Annotated in this window: 18 protein-coding genes; 12 read left to right on the top strand and 6 right to left on the bottom strand. The window is 57.5% G+C overall.

Features of this window, described 5'->3' with window-relative positions; translation table 11 throughout:
* Nucleotide 1: 1 nt before the first annotated feature.
* From RY075_RS01780 to RY075_RS01760, 5 genes are read left to right on the top strand one after another with little or no spacing between them, the layout of a single operon-like run.
* On the top strand, nt 2–997 hold the full coding sequence (locus tag RY075_RS01780) for a ribose ABC transporter permease (protein ID WP_003860239.1): 996 nt from the start codon (nt 2–4) through the stop codon (nt 995–997).
* Nucleotides 998–1,025: 28 nt separating this feature from the next.
* Entirely contained in the window at nt 1,026–1,967 is a 942-nt protein-coding gene (locus RY075_RS01775; RefSeq protein WP_003860240.1) for an ABC transporter substrate-binding protein, read from the top strand.
* 49 nt (nt 1,968–2,016) lie between these two features.
* Nucleotides 2,017–2,703 (top strand): D-lyxose/D-mannose family sugar isomerase, encoded by a 687-nt coding sequence (locus RY075_RS01770; protein ID WP_023315234.1) that lies wholly within the window; start codon nt 2,017–2,019, stop codon nt 2,701–2,703.
* Between the two features lie 10 nt (nt 2,704–2,713).
* Nucleotides 2,714–3,574 carry a ketose 1,6-bisphosphate aldolase gene (locus RY075_RS01765; RefSeq protein WP_003860242.1) on the top strand — a complete coding sequence of 287 codons (861 nt, stop codon included), beginning with the start codon at nt 2,714–2,716 and terminating at the stop codon, nt 3,572–3,574.
* Nucleotides 3,574–4,593 carry a carbohydrate kinase family protein gene (locus tag RY075_RS01760; protein ID WP_109948764.1) on the top strand — a complete coding sequence of 340 codons (1,020 nt, stop codon included), beginning with the start codon at nt 3,574–3,576 and terminating at the stop codon, nt 4,591–4,593. Before RY075_RS01765 ends, RY075_RS01760 begins: the two co-directional genes overlap by 1 nt.
* On the opposite strand, the gene RY075_RS01755 is transcribed toward RY075_RS01760, so the two are convergent.
* Nucleotides 4,575–5,306 (bottom strand): response regulator transcription factor, encoded by a 732-nt coding sequence (locus RY075_RS01755; RefSeq protein WP_003860246.1) that lies wholly within the window; start codon nt 5,304–5,306, stop codon nt 4,575–4,577. The two genes, RY075_RS01760 and RY075_RS01755, sit on opposite strands and share 19 nt — an antisense overlap.
* A 256-nt stretch (nt 5,307–5,562) precedes the next feature.
* Between RY075_RS01755 and fdhF the strand changes: the two genes are divergently transcribed.
* From fdhF to RY075_RS01740, 3 genes are all read left to right on the top strand, one after another.
* The gene (gene fdhF / locus RY075_RS01750) at nt 5,563–7,710 is read left to right on the top strand and encodes a formate dehydrogenase subunit alpha (protein ID WP_077870377.1); all 2,148 of its coding nucleotides are present in this window, start codon (nt 5,563–5,565) and stop codon (nt 7,708–7,710) included.
* A 321-nt stretch (nt 7,711–8,031) separates the two neighbouring features.
* Nucleotides 8,032–8,184 carry a Hok/Gef family protein gene (locus RY075_RS01745; RefSeq protein ID WP_003860252.1) on the top strand — a complete coding sequence of 51 codons (153 nt, stop codon included), beginning with the start codon at nt 8,032–8,034 and terminating at the stop codon, nt 8,182–8,184.
* Between the two features lie 121 nt (nt 8,185–8,305).
* Complete coding sequence (locus RY075_RS01740) at nt 8,306–8,980, top strand: tetratricopeptide repeat protein (protein ID WP_003860254.1); 675 nt, start codon at nt 8,306–8,308, stop codon at nt 8,978–8,980.
* A gap of 83 nt (nt 8,981–9,063) precedes the next feature.
* On the opposite strand, the gene gltP is transcribed toward RY075_RS01740, so the two are convergent.
* Nucleotides 9,064–10,377 (bottom strand): glutamate/aspartate:proton symporter GltP, encoded by a 1,314-nt coding sequence (gene gltP, locus RY075_RS01735; protein WP_003860256.1) that lies wholly within the window; start codon nt 10,375–10,377, stop codon nt 9,064–9,066.
* A 423-nt stretch (nt 10,378–10,800) separates the two neighbouring features.
* On the opposite strand from gltP, the gene acs reads away from it, so the two are divergent.
* From acs to actP, 3 genes are all read left to right on the top strand, one after another.
* Complete coding sequence (gene acs / locus RY075_RS01730) at nt 10,801–12,759, top strand: acetate--CoA ligase (RefSeq protein ID WP_232967744.1); 1,959 nt, start codon at nt 10,801–10,803, stop codon at nt 12,757–12,759.
* Between the two features lie 89 nt (nt 12,760–12,848).
* Nucleotides 12,849–13,163 carry a DUF485 domain-containing protein gene (locus tag RY075_RS01725; protein ID WP_032608251.1) on the top strand — a complete coding sequence of 105 codons (315 nt, stop codon included), beginning with the start codon at nt 12,849–12,851 and terminating at the stop codon, nt 13,161–13,163.
* Nucleotides 13,160–14,809: a cation/acetate symporter ActP gene (actP, locus tag RY075_RS01720; RefSeq protein WP_023324016.1), complete on the top strand. Its 1,650-nt coding sequence runs from the start codon at nt 13,160–13,162 to the stop codon at nt 14,807–14,809. The genes RY075_RS01725 and actP overlap by 4 nt, the downstream gene beginning before the upstream one ends.
* A 32-nt stretch (nt 14,810–14,841) precedes the next feature.
* Here the strand turns inward: actP and RY075_RS01715 are convergent, their stop codons facing one another.
* Nucleotides 14,842–15,531: an LrgB family protein gene (locus RY075_RS01715; RefSeq protein ID WP_022650232.1), complete on the bottom strand. Its 690-nt coding sequence runs from the start codon at nt 15,529–15,531 to the stop codon at nt 14,842–14,844.
* The gene (locus tag RY075_RS01710; RefSeq protein WP_022650231.1) at nt 15,524–15,934 is read right to left on the bottom strand and encodes a CidA/LrgA family protein; all 411 of its coding nucleotides are present in this window, start codon (nt 15,932–15,934) and stop codon (nt 15,524–15,526) included. Before RY075_RS01710 ends, RY075_RS01715 begins: the two co-directional genes overlap by 8 nt.
* Nucleotides 15,935–16,036: 102 nt before the next feature.
* Between RY075_RS01710 and RY075_RS01705 the strand changes: the two genes are divergently transcribed.
* Complete coding sequence (locus RY075_RS01705; RefSeq protein ID WP_003860268.1) at nt 16,037–16,918, top strand: LysR family transcriptional regulator; 882 nt, start codon at nt 16,037–16,039, stop codon at nt 16,916–16,918.
* A gap of 59 nt (nt 16,919–16,977) precedes the next feature.
* Here RY075_RS01705 and RY075_RS01700 read toward each other — a convergent pair whose 3' ends face one another.
* Both RY075_RS01700 and ghxP read right to left on the bottom strand, forming a co-directional pair.
* The gene (locus RY075_RS01700; RefSeq protein WP_003860270.1) at nt 16,978–18,624 is read right to left on the bottom strand and encodes a Na+/H+ antiporter; all 1,647 of its coding nucleotides are present in this window, start codon (nt 18,622–18,624) and stop codon (nt 16,978–16,980) included.
* A 152-nt stretch (nt 18,625–18,776) separates the two neighbouring features.
* Nucleotides 18,777–20,126, bottom strand: a complete 1,350-nt coding sequence (gene ghxP / locus RY075_RS01695; RefSeq protein WP_023315228.1) for a guanine/hypoxanthine transporter GhxP — start codon at nt 20,124–20,126, stop codon at nt 18,777–18,779.
* Between the last annotated feature and the right edge of the window lie 141 nt (nt 20,127–20,267).

The following is a 20,267-nucleotide window of genomic DNA, read 5'->3' as shown; positions in this document are numbered from 1 at the left end:
TATGACAACTCCAACCCATCCGCAGCAGGTGGCGAAATCCGCCTCTGCCAAAAAAATGCTGATGAGCGATCTGATGCAAACGATCGGCATTTTGCCGATTTTAATCCTGATTGTGGCTGTATTTGGCTTTATCGCTCCGAACTTTTTCACAGAAAGTAACCTGCTCAATATTACCCGGCAGGCGTCGATCAACATTGTTCTGGCGGCCGGGATGACCTTCATCATCCTGACCGGCGGGATTGACCTCTCCGTGGGCTCGATTCTGGGCACCACGGCGGTGGCGGCGATGGTGGTCTCGCTTATCCCTGAATTTGCGATGCTCTCCATTCCGGCGGCGCTAATGCTCGGTATGGTACTGGGGCTGTTCAACGGCGCGCTGGTGGCCTTCGCCGGACTTCCGCCATTTATCGTCACGCTCGGCACCTACACGGCGCTGCGCGGCGCGGCCTACCTGCTGGCGGACGGCACGACGGTCATTAACTCCAACATCAACTTCGAGTGGATCGGCAATAACTACCTCGGCCCGATCCCCTGGCTGGTTGTGATCGCCCTGGCGGTGATTGTGGTGTGCTGGTTTATTCTGCGTCGCACAACCCTCGGCGTTCACATCTATGCGGTCGGCGGCAATATGCAGGCGGCGCGCTTAACGGGCATTAAGGTCTGGCTGGTGCTGCTGTTTGTCTACGGCATGAGCGGCCTGCTCTCCGGTCTCGGCGGCGTCATGAGCGCTTCACGTCTCTACAGCGCCAATGGCAACCTCGGCACGGGGTATGAGCTGGATGCAATTGCGGCGGTGATCCTCGGCGGCACCAGCTTCGTCGGCGGGATCGGCACGATCACCGGCACGCTGGTCGGTGCCTTGATCATCGCCACCCTCAACAACGGCATGACGCTGATGGGCGTCTCCTACTTCTGGCAGCTGGTGATCAAAGGGGCGGTGATCATCATTGCGGTGCTGATCGACAAATACCGTACCCGACACCATCAAAGTGCATAACAACAATACCCTACGTGAGGAATACAGCATGAGATTGAAGCCCTTAGTGACCGCGCTCTGTGCTGGCGCGCTGCTGGCCGCAACCCCGTTTGCGCAGGCAAAAGATCTGAAATCCATCGGCGTGACGGTGGGCGACCTGGCTAACCCGTTCTTCGTGCAGATCACCAAAGGTGCCGAGCTGGAAGCGCGCAAGCTGGCGGGGGACAACGTCAAGGTGACGCTGGTCTCCAGCGGGTACGATCTGGGCCAGCAGGTGTCGCAGATTGATAACTTCATTGCGGCGAAAGTGGACATGATCATCCTCAACGCCGCGGATTCCAAAGGGATCGGCCCGGCGGTAAAACGCGCCAAAGAGGCGGGGATCGTGGTCGTGGCGGTTGACGTGGCGGCGGAAGGAGCCGATGCGACCATCACCTCCGATAACACCCAGGCGGGTGAGATGGCCTGTAAGTACATTACCGACCGCCTGAAAGGTAAAGGCAACGTGGTGATCATCAACGGGCCGCCGGTTTCTGCGGTACAAAACCGCGTGGAGGGCTGCCAGACCGAGTTCAGGCGCCACCCGGATATCAAAGTGCTCTCGGATAACCAGAACGCCAAAGGCAGCCGTGAAGGCGGGCTGGAGGTCATGACCTCCCTGCTGGCGGCTAATCCGAAGATAGACGGCGTATTCGCGATTAACGATCCTACCGCGATCGGCGCCGATCTGGCCGCGAAGCAGGCGCAGCGCAACGAGTTCTTTATCGTTGGTGTGGATGGCAGCCCGGACGGTGAAGAAGCCCTGAAGCGCGAAAACTCCCTGTTTGTGGCGACGCCAGCGCAGGATCCGCAGGTGATGGCGGCGAAGGCGGTGGAGATCGGCTATGACATTCTTCAGGGCAAACCTGCGCCGAAAGAGCCTGTGCTGATCCCGGTGACGATGATCGATAAAAAGAACGTCGGCACGTATAAGGGGTGGACGGTTAAATGATCCTTTTCCCTCTCCCACCGGGAGAGGGAACTGTTTTCAAGGAGTCCCCATGAAACGCTCCGACATCAATGAAATCCTCGGCCATACGCGGCAGTTCTTCTCCATGCACGACGTGCATCTCCCGCCTTTTGCCAGCTTTCCGCCGACAAAATGGCAGCAGCTTGACCAGGCCGCATGGCAGGAGGTGTTTGACCTCAGGCTCGGCTGGGACGTGACGGCATTTGGTGGCAACAACTTCGCTGCACAGGGGTTAACGCTGTTCACCCTGCGCAACGGCTCCCCCAACGGCGTGCCCTATGAAAAGTGCTATGCCGAAAAAATCATGCACGTCCGCGACGGCCAGGTGACGCCGATGCATTTTCACTGGCGCAAGCGGGAGGACATCATTAACCGCGGCGGCGGGAATCTGATTATTGAGTTATGGAATGCGGGCGCGCATGAAGAGACCGAAAACACCGACGTGACCGTTACCGTCGACGGCTGTCGGCAGACGCACACGCCCGGCAGCCAGCTGCGCCTCACACCAGGGGAGAGCATCTGCCTGACGCCCGGCCTGTACCACAGTTTCTGGGGTGAACGCGGCTTTGGCGACGTGCTGGTGGGCGAAGTGTCGTCGGTCAATGACGATGAACACGACAACCACTTTTTACAGCCCATTGACCGCTACAACACCATTGAAGAAGACGAACCGGCGGTGCTGGTGCTGTGCAACGAGTACAACCTGTTTCGGATATAAGGAGTGAATGATGCCATTGATTTCTCTTGCCGATGGTCTGGCCCACGCCAGGGAACACCGCTACGCCCTGGGCGCGTTCAACGTGCTCGACTCCCACTTCCTGCGCGCGCTGTTTGCCGCCGCGAAACAGGAACGCTCGCCGTTCATCATCAACATCGCCGAAGTGCATTTTAAGTACGTGTCTCTGGAGTCGCTTGTCGAAGCAGTGAAGTTCGAAGCCGCCCGTCACGATATTCCCGTGGTGCTTAACCTCGACCACGGGCTGCATTTTGAGGCCGTCGTGCGCGCCCTGCGCTTAGGGTTCAGCTCGGTGATGTTCGACGGCTCGACGCTGAGCTATGAGGAAAATATCCGCCAGACGCGGGAAGTGGTGAAGATGTGCCATGCGGTGGGCGTCTCGGTAGAGGCGGAGCTGGGCGCGGTCGGGGGTGATGAAGGGGGTGCGCTTTACGGGCATGCGGATGAAGCCTTCTTCACCGATCCGCAGCTGGCGCGCGAGTTTGTCGATTTAACCGGTATCGACGCGCTGGCGGTCGCCATTGGCAACGCGCACGGCAAATACAAGGGCGAGCCGAAGCTTGATTTCCCGCGTCTGGACGCCATTCGACAGCAGACGGGCCTGCCGCTGGTTTTACACGGCGGCTCTGGCATAAGCGATACTGATTTCCGCCGCGCCATCGAGCTGGGCATTCATAAAATCAACTTTTATACCGGCATGTCGCAGGCCGCGCTCGCCGCCGTTGAGCAGCGCATGGCAAACCGCCAGCCGCTGTACGATGAATTTGCAGAGCTGCTGCTGGGCATTGAAGAGGCCATTACCGATACGGTTGCGGAACAGATGCGCATCTTCGGCAGCGCGGGGCAGGCATAATGGAACGCAAAGGGATTATCGCCGCAGGCAACATGCTGGTGGATCACGTCCACCAGATCGTACAGTGGCCGGAGCGCGGCTGGCTGGCGGAAATCACCCACAGTGAGCGCTCAACCGGCGGTGCGCCGCTCAACGTTCTGCTGACGCTGGCGAAAATGCACGTCGGCCTGCCGTTACAGGCGGTGGGGCTGATTGGGGAAGACAGCGACGGAGACTATATTCTGGCGATGCTCGACCAGTATCACGTCAATCGCCAGCGCGTGCAGCGTACAACGTTCGCCCCAACGTCGATGTCGCAGGTGATGACCGACCCCAGCGGACAGCGCACTTTTTTCCACTCGCCGGGCGCCAACCGCCTGTTGGATCTTCCCGCCTTCGATCATTTAGACGGATCGCTGAAGATCTTCCATCTCGGCTACCTGCTGCTGCTCGACAGCCTGGACATGCCGGACGAGGAATTTGGCACCCGCAGCGCGCGGTTACTGGCACAGATGCGCGATCAGGGGTATGAAACCTCGCTCGATCTGGTGTCCCGCAAGGGCGATCCGCGCTATCAGCCGCTGGTGCTCCCTGCCCTGCGCCATCTTGATTATCTGGTGATTAACGAGCTGGAAGCCGGTGAGTTTAGCGGGCTTGAGATCCGTGACGGCCATGATGCGCTGAACATGGCCCATATCGCCGACGCTGCCACACAACTGCTGGCGGCAGGCGTGCGACAGCGGGTGGTGATCCACTGTCCGGAAGGGGCATGGGGTGAAGCGCCGGGTGAAAAAGGGCAATGGGTTCCGTCGTGGAAGCTGACGCAGGACGAGATTATCGGCAGCGTCGGCGCGGGCGACGCGTTTTGCGCGGGCTTTTTATACGGCTGCCATGAATCCCTGCCGCTGACGGAGAGTATTTATCTGGCGCACGCCTGCGCGCGGGCCAGCCTGCTGGCGGCTAATGCAATTGACGGCGCGAAAACGCTGGCCGAGCTTCAGGCGTTTATTCAGGAGAACGGTCAGGCGGCTTTCTCATGATGGGAAACGTCCGTGGCAAAAACATAGCCCAGACCGCGAATGGTTTTGATCAGCAGAGGCTGGTGCGGATTGACCTCAATTTTTCGCCGTAGCCGCATGATCAACACGTCGATAGTGCGGTCAAAGACCTCGGCGCTTTCGCTGTGGGTCAGCTTCAGCAGCTGTTCACGACTCAGTACCCGGCGGGCGTTTTGCGTTAATGCCAGCAGCAGGCCATATTCGCCTTGTGTTAACGGCACGGTATTACGCTGCGGATCGCTCAGCTCGCAGCGGGTGGTGTCCAGCGTCCAGCCGTTAAAGGCAATACCTTCAACGCGCGGCGCAGCAGGCTCCGCGTCCAGCGCGCCGGTACGACGCAGCACCGCCTTAACGCGGGCGACCACCACGCGCGGATTGAACGGTTTTCCGATGTAATCATCAGCGCCCATTTCCAGCCCGACGACCACATCTGATTCACTTCCCAGCCCCGTCAGCATTACCACCGGTAGCGATGGTCGCTGCTTTTGCAGTTGCAGTAAAACCTGTAATCCATTGATATCCGGCAGCATCATGTCCAGCAGAACCAGCGCAATGCCGGAGTCCTGCTGGACACGGTTCACCGCGTCCTGCCCAGAGTGACACGTCAGTACGGTAAAGACGTGCTCGCTGAGCACATCCTGTAGCAGTTCGCAGACTGCGACATCATCGTCAACCACCAGAATCGCCGGTTTCATCGCATGCTTCCGTCAGGGAATTATGTTAAGTCTGAACCATTCTGCCGCCGGCTCCAGCCGAATTGTTTTTTACGTGACGGAAATTCAATCCATGTCACATCCCCTGCCCTTTCGACACGTCAATTTTGACGATTGGCTGTTTTTCGTCAGGGTTTTGCCCCGCAAAGGGTCGTAAAGTCAGGAAATACCCATAATAAAAACATGGCATAGAAGCTGCATATTGGGCAGGTAAGAACTGTTTAACTGGAGCAAAGTGATGAAAAAAGTCGTCACGGTTTGCCCTTATTGTGCCTCAGGTTGCAAGATCCACCTGGTGGTCAATAACGGCAAAATCGTCCGGGCGGAAGCGGCGCAGGGTAAAACCAATCAGGGCACGCTGTGCCTGAAAGGATATTACGGCTGGGATTTTATTAACGATACCCAAATCCTCACCCCGCGCCTGAAAACCCCTATGATCCGCCGCGAGCGCGGCGGCAAGCTGGAAGCCGTCTCCTGGAATGAAGCGCTGGATTACGTCGCCACGCGCCTCAGCGCCATCAAGGCCAAGTATGGCCCGGATGCGATTCAGACCACCGGCTCCTCACGCGGAACCGGGAATGAAACCAACTATGTGATGCAAAAATTCGCGCGCGCCGTTATTGGTACCAATAACGTCGACTGCTGCGCTCGCGTCTGACACGGCCCATCGGTTGCAGGTCTGCACCAGTCGGTCGGTAACGGCGCAATGAGTAATGCCATCAACGAGATAGATAATACCGATCTCGTCTTCATCTTTGGTTATAACCCGGCGGATTCTCACCCTATCGTCGCGAACCACGTTATTCGCGCTAAACAGAATGGGGCGAAAATCATCGTCTGCGATCCGCGCAAAATTGAAACCGCGCGCATTGCGGATATGCACATTGCATTGAAAAACGGCTCAAACATCGCGCTGTTGAACGCAATGGGGCACGTCATTATTGAGGAGAATCTCTACGACCAGGCGTTTGTCGCGACCCGTACAGAAGGCTTTGAAGAGTATAAGAAAATAGTCGAGGGCTATACGCCTGAATCCGTCGAAGCGATAACCGGCGTCAGCGCGCAGGAGATTCGTCAAGCGGCCAGAATGTATGCCGGGGCAAAAACCGCCGCCATTCTCTGGGGCATGGGCGTGACCCAGTTCTACCAGGGCGTGGAAACCGTGCGCTCGCTCACCAGCCTCGCGATGCTGACCGGCAATCTGGGTAAAGCGCATGTGGGCGTGAACCCGGTGCGTGGTCAGAATAACGTGCAGGGTGCGTGTGATATGGGCGCGCTGCCGGACACCTATCCGGGCTATCAGTACGTCAAATTCCCGGAAAACCGCGAGAAGTTTGCGAAGGCCTGGGGCGTGGAGAGCCTGCCGGCACACACCGGGTATCGCATCAGCGAGCTGCCGCACCGCGCGGCGCACGGTGAAGTGCGTGCGGCCTACATCATGGGTGAAGATCCGCTCCAGACCGACGCCGAACTGTCCGCAGTGCGCAAAGGCTTTGAGGATCTGGAGCTGGTGATTGTTCAGGATATCTTTATGACCAAAACCGCGGCAGCGGCGGATGTGATTTTGCCGTCGACCTCCTGGGGCGAGCATGAAGGTGTCTATACGGCGGCAGACCGCGGCTTCCAGCGCTTCTTCAAGGCCGTCGAGCCGAAATGGGATCTGAAAACGGACTGGCAGATCATCAGCGAAATCGCCACCCGCATGGGCTACCCGATGCACTACAACAACACCCAGGAGATCTGGGACGAGTTGCGGCATCTGTGCCCGGACTTTTATGGGGCAACCTATGAAAAAATGGGTGAGCTGGGCTACATCCAGTGGCCGTGCCGGGATGAGTCAGAATCCGATCAGGGGACGTCATACCTCTTTAAAGAGAAGTTCGACACCCCGAACGGGCTGGCGCAGTTCTTCACCTGCGACTGGGTCGCGCCGATCGATAAGCTCACCGACGAGTATCCGATGGTGCTCTCCACCGTGCGTGAAGTGGGCCACTACTCCTGCCGTTCCATGACCGGCAACTGCGCCGCGCTGGCGGCGCTGGCGGATGAACCGGGTTACGCGCAGATCAACACCGCCGATGCCGAACGGCTCGGTATTGAAGATGAAGCGCTGGTGTGGGTGAATTCGCGTAAAGGCCGCATCATTACCCGCGCGCAGGTCAGCGACCGTCCGAACAAAGGGGCAGTCTATATGACCTACCAGTGGTGGATTGGCGCCTGCAACGAGCTGGTGACCGAGAACTTAAGCCCGATAACCAAAACGCCGGAGTATAAATACTGCGCCGTAAACGTGGAGCCCATTGCGGATCAACACGCTGCGGAACAGTATGTGATCGACGAATATAACAAGCTGAAAGCCCGACTGCGCGAAAGCGCAATGGGTTGAAGCCGTTAATTTATCGTTGAATAAAGGGAGTGATATATTCACTCCCTTTTTATTTCCGATTAATTCATAAGAAATAGAAATTATTATTCTGGAAAGCGGCTCGCAGAAATAATGTAATTTACGCAGAATAGAATTACATCTTTGCATTTTAATTCAGAGGGATAAGATGTGCGGCGGGTGCTTAAGACTTTCTGTCTTGAGCATTGTTGAGGGACAGAAAGTAGAAAGCCCCGGGAAATTTTCATTTACCCGAGGCTACTCCCTCAACTCCAACAAGTTGAGAGTAGCCTCTTATTCTTTTTTTGACAAGGAGTAAAAGGCATGACGCCATTAAAAACTGCGTTAGGCATCGTCTTTATTGTTTGCCTGACGATAGTGATCTTTACCTTTATTACTCGCGGCAGGCTCTGCGAGTTTTCAATAAAGAGTGAACATCAGGAGGTGGCGGCGAAATTAGCCTGTAACGCAGGCTAACCTCTTCGGGCGGAACGCGTGTTCCGCCCGGCTTGTGGGATGCTGAGGTCTTAACGCACCCGTTTTTTTCTTCTGTCGCCGCGATTATACTGCGCGGCGTGTACCCAGATGATAAGAATCCATGAAAATCCTTTTTCTGATGTTGTTATTTTTAACCGCGTTTGCCCATGCCGATGAGATAGGCAGCCAGTATAAAAAGCAGGCTGAAGCGGGCGATGCGCGCGCGCAGTATTATCTCGCCGATACCTGGTTCAGTTCCGGCGACAGCGCGCAGGCGGCGCTGTGGGCGGAAAAAGCGGCAAAAGGCGGTGATGTCGACGCCATGGCGCTGCTGTCGCAAATCCACTTTTCGCAGGGTGACTATGCGCAGGCTAAAGCCCTGGCCCAACAGGCAAACATTGCGGGCAGCAAACGCGGCGCGATCATGCTGGCGCGTGTGCTGGTGAACACGCAGGCGGGCAAAACCGACTACCCGCAGGCCATCGCACTGCTGCAATCGGCGACCGAAGACATCGATAGCGACTCGGCGGTAGACGCGCAACAGCTGCTGGGGCTGATCTATGCCAACGGCGTTGAAGTTCCTCAGGATGACGTGCAGGCCGCATCGTGGTTCAAGCGGAGTTCGGCTCTGTCCCGGACGGGCTATGCGGAGTACTGGGCAGGAATGCTGTTCAGGCAGGGTGAGAAAGGCTTTATCACACCGAATAAGCAGAAAGCGCTTTACTGGTTAAACCTGAGCTGTACCGAAGGGTTTGATACCGGGTGTGAAGAGTTTGATGCATTGAGCGGGGAGTAAATTGTTGCCCGGTGGCGCTGCGCTTACCGGGCCTACGGCTTATGTAGGCCCGGTAAGACGAAGCCGCCACCCGGCTTTTTACATCACTGGTCAGCCGTTTTATCAAAACGACCCAGTACCTCGCGTTCATACGCCAGCGCTTTTTTACGGTCGAACTTGTGTTCCCACTTAGCGATTACCAGTACCGCCAGGGCATTACCCACCACGTTCAGCGCGGTACGCGCCATGTCGAGGATACGGTCCACACCGGCAATAAACGCCAGGCCTTCCAGCGGAATACCGACGCTGCCCAGCGTCGCCAGCAGCACCACGAAGGAGACGCCCGGCACGCCTGCGATCCCTTTTGAAGTCACCATCAGCGTCAGAACCAGTACGATTTCCTGCCACAGCGACAAGTCAATGCCGTACAGCTGCGCGATAAAGATCGCTGCAATACTCTGATACAGCGTTGAACCATCCAGATTGAAGGAGTAACCGGTCGGTACAACGAAGCTGGTAATGGACGCCGGCGCACCGTAGGCCTCCATCTTCTCAATGATACGCGGCAGTACGCTCTCGGAGCTTGCCGTGGAGTACGCCAGAATCAGCTCATCCTTCAGGATGCGGATCAGGATCCAGATGCTGAGCCCGCACAGGCGCGCCACAATGCCCAGCACCACCAGCGCGAAGAACAGAATCGCGAAGTGCACCAGAATCACCAGCTTCGCCAGCGGCCACAGGGAGGCAAAGCCGAAGTTCGCTACGGTCACCGCAATCAGCGCGAATACCCCGACTGGCGCATAACGCATCACCATGTGGGTGACTTTGAACATGGTTTCGGAGATAGAGCGGAACACGGTCACCAGCGGTTCACGGTGCGTCGCGGGCAGGGAAGAAAGCCCCAGGCCAAAGAGTACCGAGAAGAAGATGATCGGCAGCATCTCGCCCTTCGCCATGGACGCGATAATGTTGGTCGGTACCAGCGAGAGAATAGTCCCCATCAACCCATGCGAATGGCTCTGCACATCGGCGGTTGTGCTTTGGTATTTCGAAATATCCACCGTCGCCAGCTGCGACATATCGATCCCGGCACCAGGCTGGAACACGTTCGCCAGGGTGATGCCAAGTACGATGGCAACCGTAGTGATCACTTCGAAATAGAGAATGGTTTTAACGCCGATGCGGCCTAACTGTTTCGCATCACCAACACCCGCGATACCGACCACCAGCGTCGAGATCACAATCGGCACAACAATCATCTTGATCAGATGAATAAAGATATCGCCCGCAGGGGAGAGAAGGTTCGCAATCAGCCACTCGCGACTGTCGCTATGATAATGGAGGTAACTGCCCAGCAAGATGCCCAGCACAAGGGCCAGCAGGATCTGCCAGGCCAGGCTGACTTTCAAATTTTTCATAGAAACTGACTTCCTCAATGAAATCTCCGCACCATCAAAACTGCATGAATATGGAGACATACTGAAAGGGTATGAATTGTGTTGCGTTGGTTTATGGGATTTTTTAACGCGCCGTATGAGTATCATTTGCACGGCATGCTGCGCAAGCCTTAAAGAACAAGGCATTTCACTGCAAAAAGTGTCATTGTCGGTAATTTATAGCAATTCGCATAAATAACCGTTTGTTATACAAAATATTTTCACTTCAAAAAAGTGAATAATTCTTCAGATGAATTATTTCCCTTCAAAGTTTCATTCGCTCAATTTTCATACTCTTCAGACATTGCGTGATCTGTCGCCCAAATACTAAACAAAGCTTGTAAAGCCCCTACTATTAACGTTTTTGCGACATATTATTAACATCTTACAAGGAGAAAAAAAGCCATGAGCCAAATACACAAACACGACATTCCCGCAAACATTGCGGACCGTTGCCTGATAAGTCCGGAGCAGTACCAGGAGAAATACCAGCAGTCCGTTTCCAGCCCTGACGCGTTCTGGGGTGAGCAGGGTCACATCCTCGACTGGATCAAACCTTATCAGAAGGTAAAGAACACCTCTTTCGCGCCGGGCAACGTCTCCATTAAATGGTATGAAGACGGCACGCTGAACCTGGCGGCGAACTGCCTGGACCGCCATCTTGCCGAACGCGGCAACGAAACGGCTATCATCTGGGAAGGCGACGATGCCTCTCAGAGTAAACACATCTCGTATAAAGAACTGCATCGCGACGTGTGCCGCTTTGCCAACGTGCTGCTGGCCCAGGGCATTAAAAAAGGCGATGTAGTGGCGATCTATATGCCAATGGTGCCGGAAGCGGCGGTGGCGATGCTGGCCTGCGCGCGCATCGGCGCGATCCACTCCGTTATCTTCGGCGGCTTCTCGCCGGAGGCGGTTGCCGGGCGTATTGTCGACTCGAATTCGAAGCTGGTGATCACCGCTGACGAGGGCGTGCGCGCCGGGCGCGGTATTCCGCTGAAGAAAAACGTTGATGAAGCGCTGAAAAACCCGAACGTGAAATCCATCAGTAACGTCATTGTCTTCAAACGCACGGGCGGCAAAATCGACTGGCACGAGGGGCGTGACCTGTGGTGGAGCGATCTGATTGAAAAAGCGAGCGACCAGCATCAGCCGGAAGAGATGAACGCGGAAGATCCGCTGTTTATTCTTTATACCTCCGGCTCCACCGGCAAGCCGAAAGGCGTGCTGCATACTACCGGCGGCTATCTGGTTTACGCGGCCACCACCTTTAAATACGTTTTCGACTACCATCCGGGCGACATCTACTGGTGTACCGCCGACGTGGGCTGGGTCACCGGCCACAGCTACCTGCTGTACGGCCCGCTGGCCTGCGGCGCAACGACGCTGATGTTTGAAGGCGTACCGAACTGGCCAACGCCGGCGCGTATGTGCCAGGTGGTTGATAAGCATCAGGTCAACATTCTCTACACCGCGCCAACGGCGATCCGCGCATTAATGGCGGAAGGCGATAAAGCCATCGAAGGCACGGACCGCTCTTCCCTGCGCATCCTCGGCTCCGTGGGCGAGCCGATCAACCCGGAAGCCTGGGAGTGGTACTGGAAGAAGATCGGCAACGAGAAGTGCCCGGTGATGGACACCTGGTGGCAGACCGAAACCGGCGGCTTTATGATCACCCCGATGCCGGGCGCCACGCAGCTGAAAGCCGGTTCGGCCACCCGTCCGTTCTTCGGGGTACAGCCTGCACTAGTGGATAACGAAGGCAATCCGCAGGAAGGCGCCACCGAGGGCAATCTGGTGATCGTCGATTCCTGGCCTGGCCAGGCGCGTACCCTGTTCGGCGACCACGAGCGGTTCGAGCAGACCTACTTCTCGACCTTCAAAAACATGTACTTCAGCGGCGACGGCGCGCGCCGGGATGAAGACGGTTATTACTGGATCACCGGACGCGTGGACGACGTGCTGAACGTCTCTGGCCACCGTCTGGGCACGGCGGAGATTGAGTCTGCGCTGGTGTCGCATCCGAAGATTGCCGAAGCGGCGGTTGTCGGCATTCCGCACAACATCAAGGGCCAGGCGATCTACGCCTACGTCACCCTGAACCACGGCGAAGAGCCGTCGCCAGAGCTGTATACCGAGGTGCGCAACTGGGTGCGTAAAGAGATCGGCCCGCTTGCCACGCCGGACGTGCTGCACTGGACCGACTCGCTGCCGAAAACCCGTTCCGGCAAGATTATGCGCCGTATCCTGCGCAAAATCGCGGCAGGCGACACCAGTAACCTCGGTGATACCTCAACGCTCGCGGATCCTGGCGTGGTGGACAAACTGCTCGAAGAGAAGCAGGCCATCACAATGCCTTCATAATTTTTTTCTCCCTCTCCCCTCACCCTAACCCTCTCCCCATAGGGGAGAGGGGATAAAACAAACCAACCTTACTTCTGGAGATTTCTGTGATGAATAACGATATTTGTCAGCAGATAGAGAATAGTGCGCACTACAGGGAGCTGGTCGAAAAACGGCAACGGTTTGCCTTCTTGCTTTCCATCATCATGCTAATTATCTACGTCGGCTTTATTCTGCTGATCGCCTTTGCGCCGCACTGGCTGGGCACCCCGCTGCATGAGGGTACCAGCGTCACGCGCGGTATTCCGATTGGGATTGGCGTTATCATCATTTCGTTTGTGCTCACGGGTGTGTACGTCTGGCGTGCGAACGGTGAATTCGATCGTCTTAACAGAGAAGTTCTGCGCGAGGTAAAAGCATCATGAAGAGAATTCTGACGGCGCTCGCCGCCACACTTCCCTTTGCTGCCCATGCAGCAGATGCCATTACCGGCGAGGTCCAGCGCCAGCCAACCAACTGGCAGGCGATTATCATGTTCCTGATTTTCGTGGTGCTGACGCTGTATATCACCTACTGGGCGTCGAAACGCGTGCGCTCCCGTAACGATTACTACACCGCGGGCGGCAACATTACCGGCTTCCAGAACGGTCTGGCGATTGCGGGAGACTTTATGTCTGCCGCCTCGTTCCTTGGGATCTCCGCGCTGGTGTATACCTCAGGGTATGACGGCCTGATCTACTCCCTCGGCTTCCTCGTCGGCTGGCCGATCATTCTGTTCCTGATTGCCGAGCGCCTGCGTAACCTGGGGCGCTATACCTTTGCTGACGTCGCCTCCTATCGCCTGAAGCAGGGGCCGATTCGTACCCTCTCCGCCTGCGGTTCGCTGGTGGTGGTGGCGCTGTACCTGATTGCGCAGATGGTGGGCGCGGGTAAGCTGATCGAGCTGCTGTTCGGCCTGAACTACCACATCGCGGTGGTGCTGGTGGGCGTGCTGATGGTGATGTATGTCCTGTTCGGCGGCATGCTGGCCACCACCTGGGTACAGATCATCAAAGCGGTACTGCTGCTGTTCGGCGCCAGCTTTATGGCCTTTATGGTGATGAAGCACGTTGGGTTCAGCTTCAATAATCTGTTTACCGAAGCCATGTCAGTGCATCCGAAAGGGGAAGCGATCATGAGCCCGGGTGGGCTGGTGAAAGATCCGATATCCGCGCTCTCGCTCGGTCTCGGCCTGATGTTCGGTACCGCAGGTCTGCCGCATATCCTGATGCGCTTCTTCACGGTGTCAGATGCGCGTGAAGCGCGTAAGAGCGTGTTCTACGCCACCGGGTTTATGGGTTACTTCTATATCCTGACCTTTATTATCGGCTTTGGCGCGATCATGCTTGTGGGGGCGAACCCGGCGTTTAAAGACGCGGCGGGCGCGCTTATCGGCGGTAACAACATGGCGGCGGTGCATCTGGCCGACGCGGTGGGCGGCAACCTGTTCCTTGGCTTTATCTCTGCCGTGGCCTTCGCCACCATCCTCGCGGTGGTTGCAGGGCTGACGCTGGCCGGCGCGTCGGCGGTCTCGCATGACCTCTACGCCAACGTTTTCCGTAAAGGCGCGAGCGAGCGCGATGAGCTAAAAGTCTCCAAAATCACCGTGCTGGTGCTGGGCGTCGTCGCCATCCTGCTGGGGATTTTGTTCGAGAAGCAGAACATCGCCTTTATGGTCGGGCTGGCCTTCTCGATTGCGGCAAGCTGTAACTTCCCGATCATTCTGCTCTCAATGTACTGGTCAAAACTGACCACCCGTGGGGCGATGATTGGCGGCTGGCTGGGGCTGCTGACGGCGGTGATCCTGATGATTCTGGGCCCAACGATTTGGGTGCAGATCCTCGGTCACGAAAGCGCTATCTTCCCGTATGAATACCCGGCGCTGTTCTCCATTGCCGTGGCGTTTGTCGGTATCTGGGTCTTCTCGGCTACCGACAATTCGCCGGAAGGTAACCTGGAGCGCGAGAAATTCCGCGCCCAGTTTATTCGTTCACAAACCGGTCTTGGCGTTGAGCAGGGCCGCGCGCACTAAACCTTTCTCCCCGGCCATTCTGGCCGGGGAGCTTAAAACATCACCCACGCCACCAGCGGTGCGATCAGCACCATCGTGACGCCCGAAAGCATCATCACCAGGCTCGCGACAACGCCCTCCTGCTGTCCCAGCTCATAGGAACGTGCCGTGCCCGCGCCGTGCGACGCCGCGCCAAATCCCGCGCCTTTGGCCATTCCTTCCCGAATAGAAAGCCGCAGAAACAGCATATCGCCCACCGCCATCCCAAAGACGCCCGTCACCACCACAAACAGCGCCACCAGATCCGGCTGGCCACCGAGCGGTTTGGCGGCTGCCAGCGCAAACGGCGTGGTCACCGAACGCACCGCCAGGCTGCGCTGGATTTCATCCGACAGGGTAAACAGGCGCGCCAGCCAGACCGAGCTGCACACCGCCACCACCGTCGCGGTGACGACGCCCGCGCTGAGCGACATCCAGTGGCGTCTGATAATAGCGAGGTTGTCATAAACGGGTACGGCGAAGGCGATGGTCGCCGGGCCGAGCAGCCACAGCAGCCAGTGGGATTCGCCAATGTAGTTCTGCCAGGAGATATGGCCGAAGACCAGCATCAGCACCAGCAGGATCGGCGTAAAGACCAACGGCATCAGCGGCAGCGCGCGAAAGCGGCGATACAGGCGCTTGTTGGCAAAGTAGATGACAACTGTCGCAATCAGGCACAGCAGGCTTATCTGAAAGTTAGTCATGCTTCTGCCTGCTGATTTCAAAGCGATACACCTTATCCACCACCCAGGCGGTGGCGCCCAGCACCATCAGCGTGCTCAGGGCGATAACCGCAAAGATGCGCCAGCCGTCGACCATCAGCAGTTGTGCATAATTCACCACCGCCACCACGGCCGGCACAAAGAACAATAGCATCTCCGCCAGCAGCCAGCGCGCCCCGGCGCGCACCCAGTTAAGGGGCAACGCGCGACAGAGGATCAGCGTCAGCATCAGCACCATCCCCACCAGGTTGGCGGGTAAAGGCAGATGCAGCCAGTCGACAAGATATTCCGCGAAAACAAACAGTCCCGCGTAAAGCAGTACCTGAACCGGTACCTGAAGTCGTTGCACAACGGCAGGCGTAACACGGCTTAACGCCACGGCCATGGGGGTTTTCCTCAGAAATGAGACGAGGCGCCAGTATAGTGAGCGTACGGTATCGACTGAAATGAATTAAAATCATCGAAGGTATAGTTTCGAGGAATAATCATGGACATAAGAACGCTGCGCTATTTTGTCGAGGTGGTTCGCCAGCAAAGTTTTACTCGCGCAGCGGAGAAGTTATTCGTAACCCAGCCGACCATCAGCAAGATGCTGAAAAACCTCGAAGATGAGCTGAACTGTACGCTGCTGATCCGCGACGGGCGCAAGCTACTGCTGACCGATACCGGTCGCGTAGTGTTCGAGCGCGGGCTGGCCATTCTGGCAGAGTTCCGCCAGCTGGAGGCCGAGCTTGGGGACATCAACCACCTGACAAAAGGGCTGCTGCGGCTCGGTATTCCGCCGATGGTCGGCATGATGATGGCCGGGCCGATAAGCCTGTTTCGTCAGCGCTATCCCGGCGTTGAGCTAAAAATTTCTGAATTTGGCGGCCTGACCGTGCAGCAGGCGGTGATGAACGGTGAACTGGACGTGGCCATGACGGCCCTTCCCGTAGAGGAGGAAAGCGGCCTGGCGACGCTGCCGCTGTTCAGCCACCCGCTGTGCGTGCTGGTGCCGCGCTCCGGCGACTGGCTGAAGATAGACTCAGTAAAACCCGAGCTGCTCGGCGAACACCCTCTGCTGATTTACAACGAAGATTTTGCCTTAAGCCGCCAGCTGATGGCGCTGTTTAACCAGCACAACGTAAAGCCGCGCATTGCGGTGCGCAGCGGCCAGTGGGATTTTCTGGCGGCGATGGTACAGGCGGGCGTGGGGATTGCCATTCTGCCGCAGCCGATCTGCGAGCGGCTGGATAAAAACACGCTGCGCTGGATCCCGCTGGAGAGCGACCTGCACTGGCAGCTGGGGATGATCTGGCGTGAAGGGGTCTATCTGTCGCACAGCGCGCAGGCGTGGTTGCAATGCTGTGAGGGGTTTTGGGTGCCCTGACCCCTCACCCCAACCCCTCTCCCCATAGGGCGAGGGCTAGGGTGAAGGGGCAAAGCGCGCTACTGATTCTCTATCAACAACGCTTCCAGCAGGTCCAGATCGTGCAGCAGCTTTTGCAGCGTCTCGTTACTGATCTGCCGCGTCGCGCGCAGGTGATACAGCTCGGCACGCTCGGAGCGCAGCGCCGCCAGGCGGAAACGGCGTTCGAGGTTCTCTTCCTGCAACGAACTTTCCACGTCGTTACGTCCGTCAGCACGGCGACGCAAATTACCAATCACGCGTGAACTGACTTCCTTCAGCAGCTGATTATCAATGTTCTCTTCGGCATCGGCGGCCAGACGCTCCTCCATTTTCTCGATGGCGACAATCGCCACTTCCGCCGTCGCCGCACGGGCAATCCGCTCTTCTTTGTGCTGCTGCGAGGAGTCACCCGCGTCAATATGTTGCAGCAGAATCGGCAGCATAATCACGCCGACAAACAGCGAGAAGAGGATCACGCCCGCCGCCAGGAACACCAGCTCGTAGCGCGCCGGGAAGACGTCGCCCGTCGGCAGAAGCAGGGGAATGGAGAGTACACCAGCAAGGGTGATCGCCCCGCGAACGCCCGCGAAAGAGGCAATCAGCAGCTCGCGCGTGGTCCACGAGCCAAACTCCATCGGCTTTTTGGTCAGGAAGCGAACGCTGAATTTCTTCATCGTCCACAGCCAGCCGAAACGTACCAGCATCAGCGCAAGGTAGATGAGTACGATATCGGTAAATAGCATCCAGACTTCAACGTTTGGATCCGCTTCGGCCGCAATCAGCGAGGATTCCATAATGCCCGGCAGTTGCAGGCCCAACAGCAGGAACACCATGCCGTTAAAGACAAACTCGAGCATCGCCCAGGTACTGTTTGCACGCAGGCGCATCGCCAGCGGTGCGCGGCGCATCACGCCGGAGCGGGTGATGGTCATCCCCGCAGCTACCGCCGCCAGAATGCCCGACACGCCGATATGTTCGGCAATCAGGTAAGAGGCGAACGGCAGCAGGAACAGCAGGACGATCTGCGTCGCCGGTTCATCACCACCCCAGCGGCTAAGGAAGCGCAGCGAGCGTCCGTACAGCCAGCTCACTACGAAGCCCGCGAGGATACCGCCAATCGCCACCTTGAAGAATTCCAGGGTCGCGCCGCCTACGGTAAAGACCATGGTGCCCATGGCAACCGCCACGGCAAACTTCAGGGCGACCAGGCCAGAGGCGTCGTTCATCAGCGCCTCGCCCTGCAAAATGCCCATGATTTTCTTTGGAATGCGCCCTTCACCCACAATGCCGGACAGCGCCACGGCGTCGGTAGGCGACAGCACGGCAGCCAGCGCAAAGGCGGGGATGAGCGGGATCCCTGGTACGGCCCAGTAGATCAGGAAACCAATCCCGACCACGGTGACGACCACCAGCGCCAGCGCCAGGCCGAAGATCTCTCGCCCGTGCTCCAGAAATTCGCGCGTCGGCGTTTTCCAGCCATCGGCAAACAGCAGCGGCGGGATAAACAGCACGAGAAACAGTTCCGGATCGAACTCCACGTGCAGACCGAACGTCGGCCACGCCAGCAGCGCGCCGATAGCTATTTGCATTAAGGGCAGGGGGACCTGGAAGGGCAGTACGCGTGTAACCACCCCGGATAATGAGACCACAAGGGTCATGATGAGTATTGTGAAGAAAATTTCCATGCGTTCCCTGTTTGCTGTGTTTCTTATAAGCCAAACCTGAGGCGTCGTGCCTCTTATTCTATCCTCTCCAGAGTAACGTAAAAGGCAACAGGATGAGTCCTGAAAATAAAAACGGGCGGCCTTAGCCACCCGTTTTCGCATAAAAAGTCAATTCAGATGGCCCAGCCGCCCGCGTAGAACGCCACCAGCGCAACGGCGATGACCACGGTCCCAATGTTCAGCTTGCGCCACTCACCGGAGACCAGACGCCCAATCACCAGCGAGGCGAAGCCGATCATAATGCCGGTCACGATGTTACAGGTCAGCACGATGAATACCGCAGTGATCAGGCCGGACATGGCATCAACAAAATCCGCGAAGTCGATTTTCGCCACGTTGCTCAGCATCAGCAGGCCAACGTACATCAGCGCAGGTGCGGTCGCGTAAGCTGGCACCAGATAAGAGAGCGGAGAGAGGAACAGGATCAGCAGAAACAGTACGCCAACGGTGATGGCCGTCAGGCCGGTTTTACCGCCCGCCGCCGTACCCGCTGCGGACTCGATGTACACCGCCGCAGGCGCCGCACCCACCAGACCAGAGAAAACGCTGCTCAGGGAGTCGGTGGTCAGCGCTTTGCCGCCGTCAATAATCTGTCCGTCTTTATCCAGCAGGTTCGCCTGACCGGCCACCGCGCGGATGGTGCCGGTGGCGTCAAACACCGCGGTCATTACCAGCGCCAGCACGCTTGGCAGGATCACCGGGTTCAGCGCGCCCACAATATCCAGGCTGCCAATCAGGGAGTTGCCTTTGTCATCGCTCAGCGACGGCATGGCGAAAATCCCGGAGAAATGAACGGTCGGGTCGAAGATCAGGCCGACGATGGACACGCCGATAATGGTCAGCAGAATGCCGCCCGGCACTTTCAGTTTTTCCAGGCCAATGATCACCGCCAGACCCACCAGCGACATGATCACCGGGAAGCTCGCGAAGTTACCCAGCGCAACCGGCAGGCCGTCCAGCGGGTTCTTGATGACCAGGCCGACGCCGTTGGCAGCGATCAGCAGCAGGAACAGACCAATACCGATGCCGGTGCCGTGCGCCACGCCCTGCGGCAGGTTGCGCAAAATCCAGCTACGAATGCCGGTTGCTGAAATTACGGTGAACAGCACGCCCATCAGGAACACGGCGCCGAGCGCTACCGGGACGCTGATCTGCTGGCCCAGCACCAGGCTGAAGGCGGTAAACGCGGTCAGGGAGATGGCGCACCCGATCGCCAGAGGCAGGTTCGCCCACAGGCCCATCACAATCGAACCCACACCCGCAACCAGGCAGGTGGCAACGAAGACCGCCGCTGGCGGGAAGCCCGCTTTGCCGAGCATGCCCGGCACCACGATGACGGAGTACACCATCGCCAGAAACGTGGTCAGACCGGCAACAACTTCCTGGCGCACGGTGCTGCCGCGAGCAGAAATTTTAAACATGGCGTCAAGTGAACCGCCGGTACGCGCAGATGGCGTAGACATAGAAAACATCCCCTGAGAGTTTTTTAGGAAGTCCGTAAGCGAGGTGGAGACGCCACTGCCAGCTAAACGTCAAATCCTTGTGTTGCGTTTGCGACGAAAGGGCGTCACAGAAAAAGCAAACGTTTAGCTCCGCGCTTACAA

Source organism: Enterobacter sp. JJBC, from assembly GCF_036936505.1.
Classification (GTDB): domain Bacteria; phylum Pseudomonadota; class Gammaproteobacteria; order Enterobacterales; family Enterobacteriaceae; genus Enterobacter; species Enterobacter hormaechei_C.
The sequence above is the reverse complement of the archived record's forward strand: the minus strand, read 5'-3'. Positions and strand labels throughout refer to the sequence as shown.

Excerpts from the sequence above, each read along its gene's own strand:
- RY075_RS01780 (WP_003860239.1), top strand. The coding sequence starts at position 2 with ATGACAACTCCAACCCATCCGCAGCAGGTGGCGAAATCCGCCTCTGCC.
- RY075_RS01775 (WP_003860240.1), top strand. The coding sequence starts at position 1,026 with ATGAGATTGAAGCCCTTAGTGACCGCGCTCTGTGCTGGCGCGCTGCTG.
- RY075_RS01770 (WP_023315234.1), top strand. The coding sequence starts at position 2,017 with ATGAAACGCTCCGACATCAATGAAATCCTCGGCCATACGCGGCAGTTC.
- RY075_RS01765 (WP_003860242.1), top strand. The coding sequence starts at position 2,714 with ATGCCATTGATTTCTCTTGCCGATGGTCTGGCCCACGCCAGGGAACAC.
- RY075_RS01760 (WP_109948764.1), top strand. The coding sequence starts at position 3,574 with ATGGAACGCAAAGGGATTATCGCCGCAGGCAACATGCTGGTGGATCAC.
- RY075_RS01755 (WP_003860246.1), bottom strand. The coding sequence starts at position 5,306 with ATGAAACCGGCGATTCTGGTGGTTGACGATGATGTCGCAGTCTGCGAA.
- RY075_RS01745 (WP_003860252.1), top strand. The coding sequence starts at position 8,032 with ATGACGCCATTAAAAACTGCGTTAGGCATCGTCTTTATTGTTTGCCTG.
- RY075_RS01740 (WP_003860254.1), top strand. The coding sequence starts at position 8,306 with ATGAAAATCCTTTTTCTGATGTTGTTATTTTTAACCGCGTTTGCCCAT.
- gltP (WP_003860256.1), bottom strand. The coding sequence starts at position 10,377 with ATGAAAAATTTGAAAGTCAGCCTGGCCTGGCAGATCCTGCTGGCCCTT.
- acs (WP_232967744.1), top strand. The coding sequence starts at position 10,801 with ATGAGCCAAATACACAAACACGACATTCCCGCAAACATTGCGGACCGT.
- RY075_RS01725 (WP_032608251.1), top strand. The coding sequence starts at position 12,849 with ATGAATAACGATATTTGTCAGCAGATAGAGAATAGTGCGCACTACAGG.
- actP (WP_023324016.1), top strand. The coding sequence starts at position 13,160 with ATGAAGAGAATTCTGACGGCGCTCGCCGCCACACTTCCCTTTGCTGCC.
- RY075_RS01715 (WP_022650232.1), bottom strand. The coding sequence starts at position 15,531 with ATGACTAACTTTCAGATAAGCCTGCTGTGCCTGATTGCGACAGTTGTC.
- RY075_RS01710 (WP_022650231.1), bottom strand. The coding sequence starts at position 15,934 with ATGGCCGTGGCGTTAAGCCGTGTTACGCCTGCCGTTGTGCAACGACTT.
- RY075_RS01705 (WP_003860268.1), top strand. The coding sequence starts at position 16,037 with ATGGACATAAGAACGCTGCGCTATTTTGTCGAGGTGGTTCGCCAGCAA.
- RY075_RS01700 (WP_003860270.1), bottom strand. The coding sequence starts at position 18,624 with ATGGAAATTTTCTTCACAATACTCATCATGACCCTTGTGGTCTCATTA.
- ghxP (WP_023315228.1), bottom strand. The coding sequence starts at position 20,126 with ATGTCTACGCCATCTGCGCGTACCGGCGGTTCACTTGACGCCATGTTT.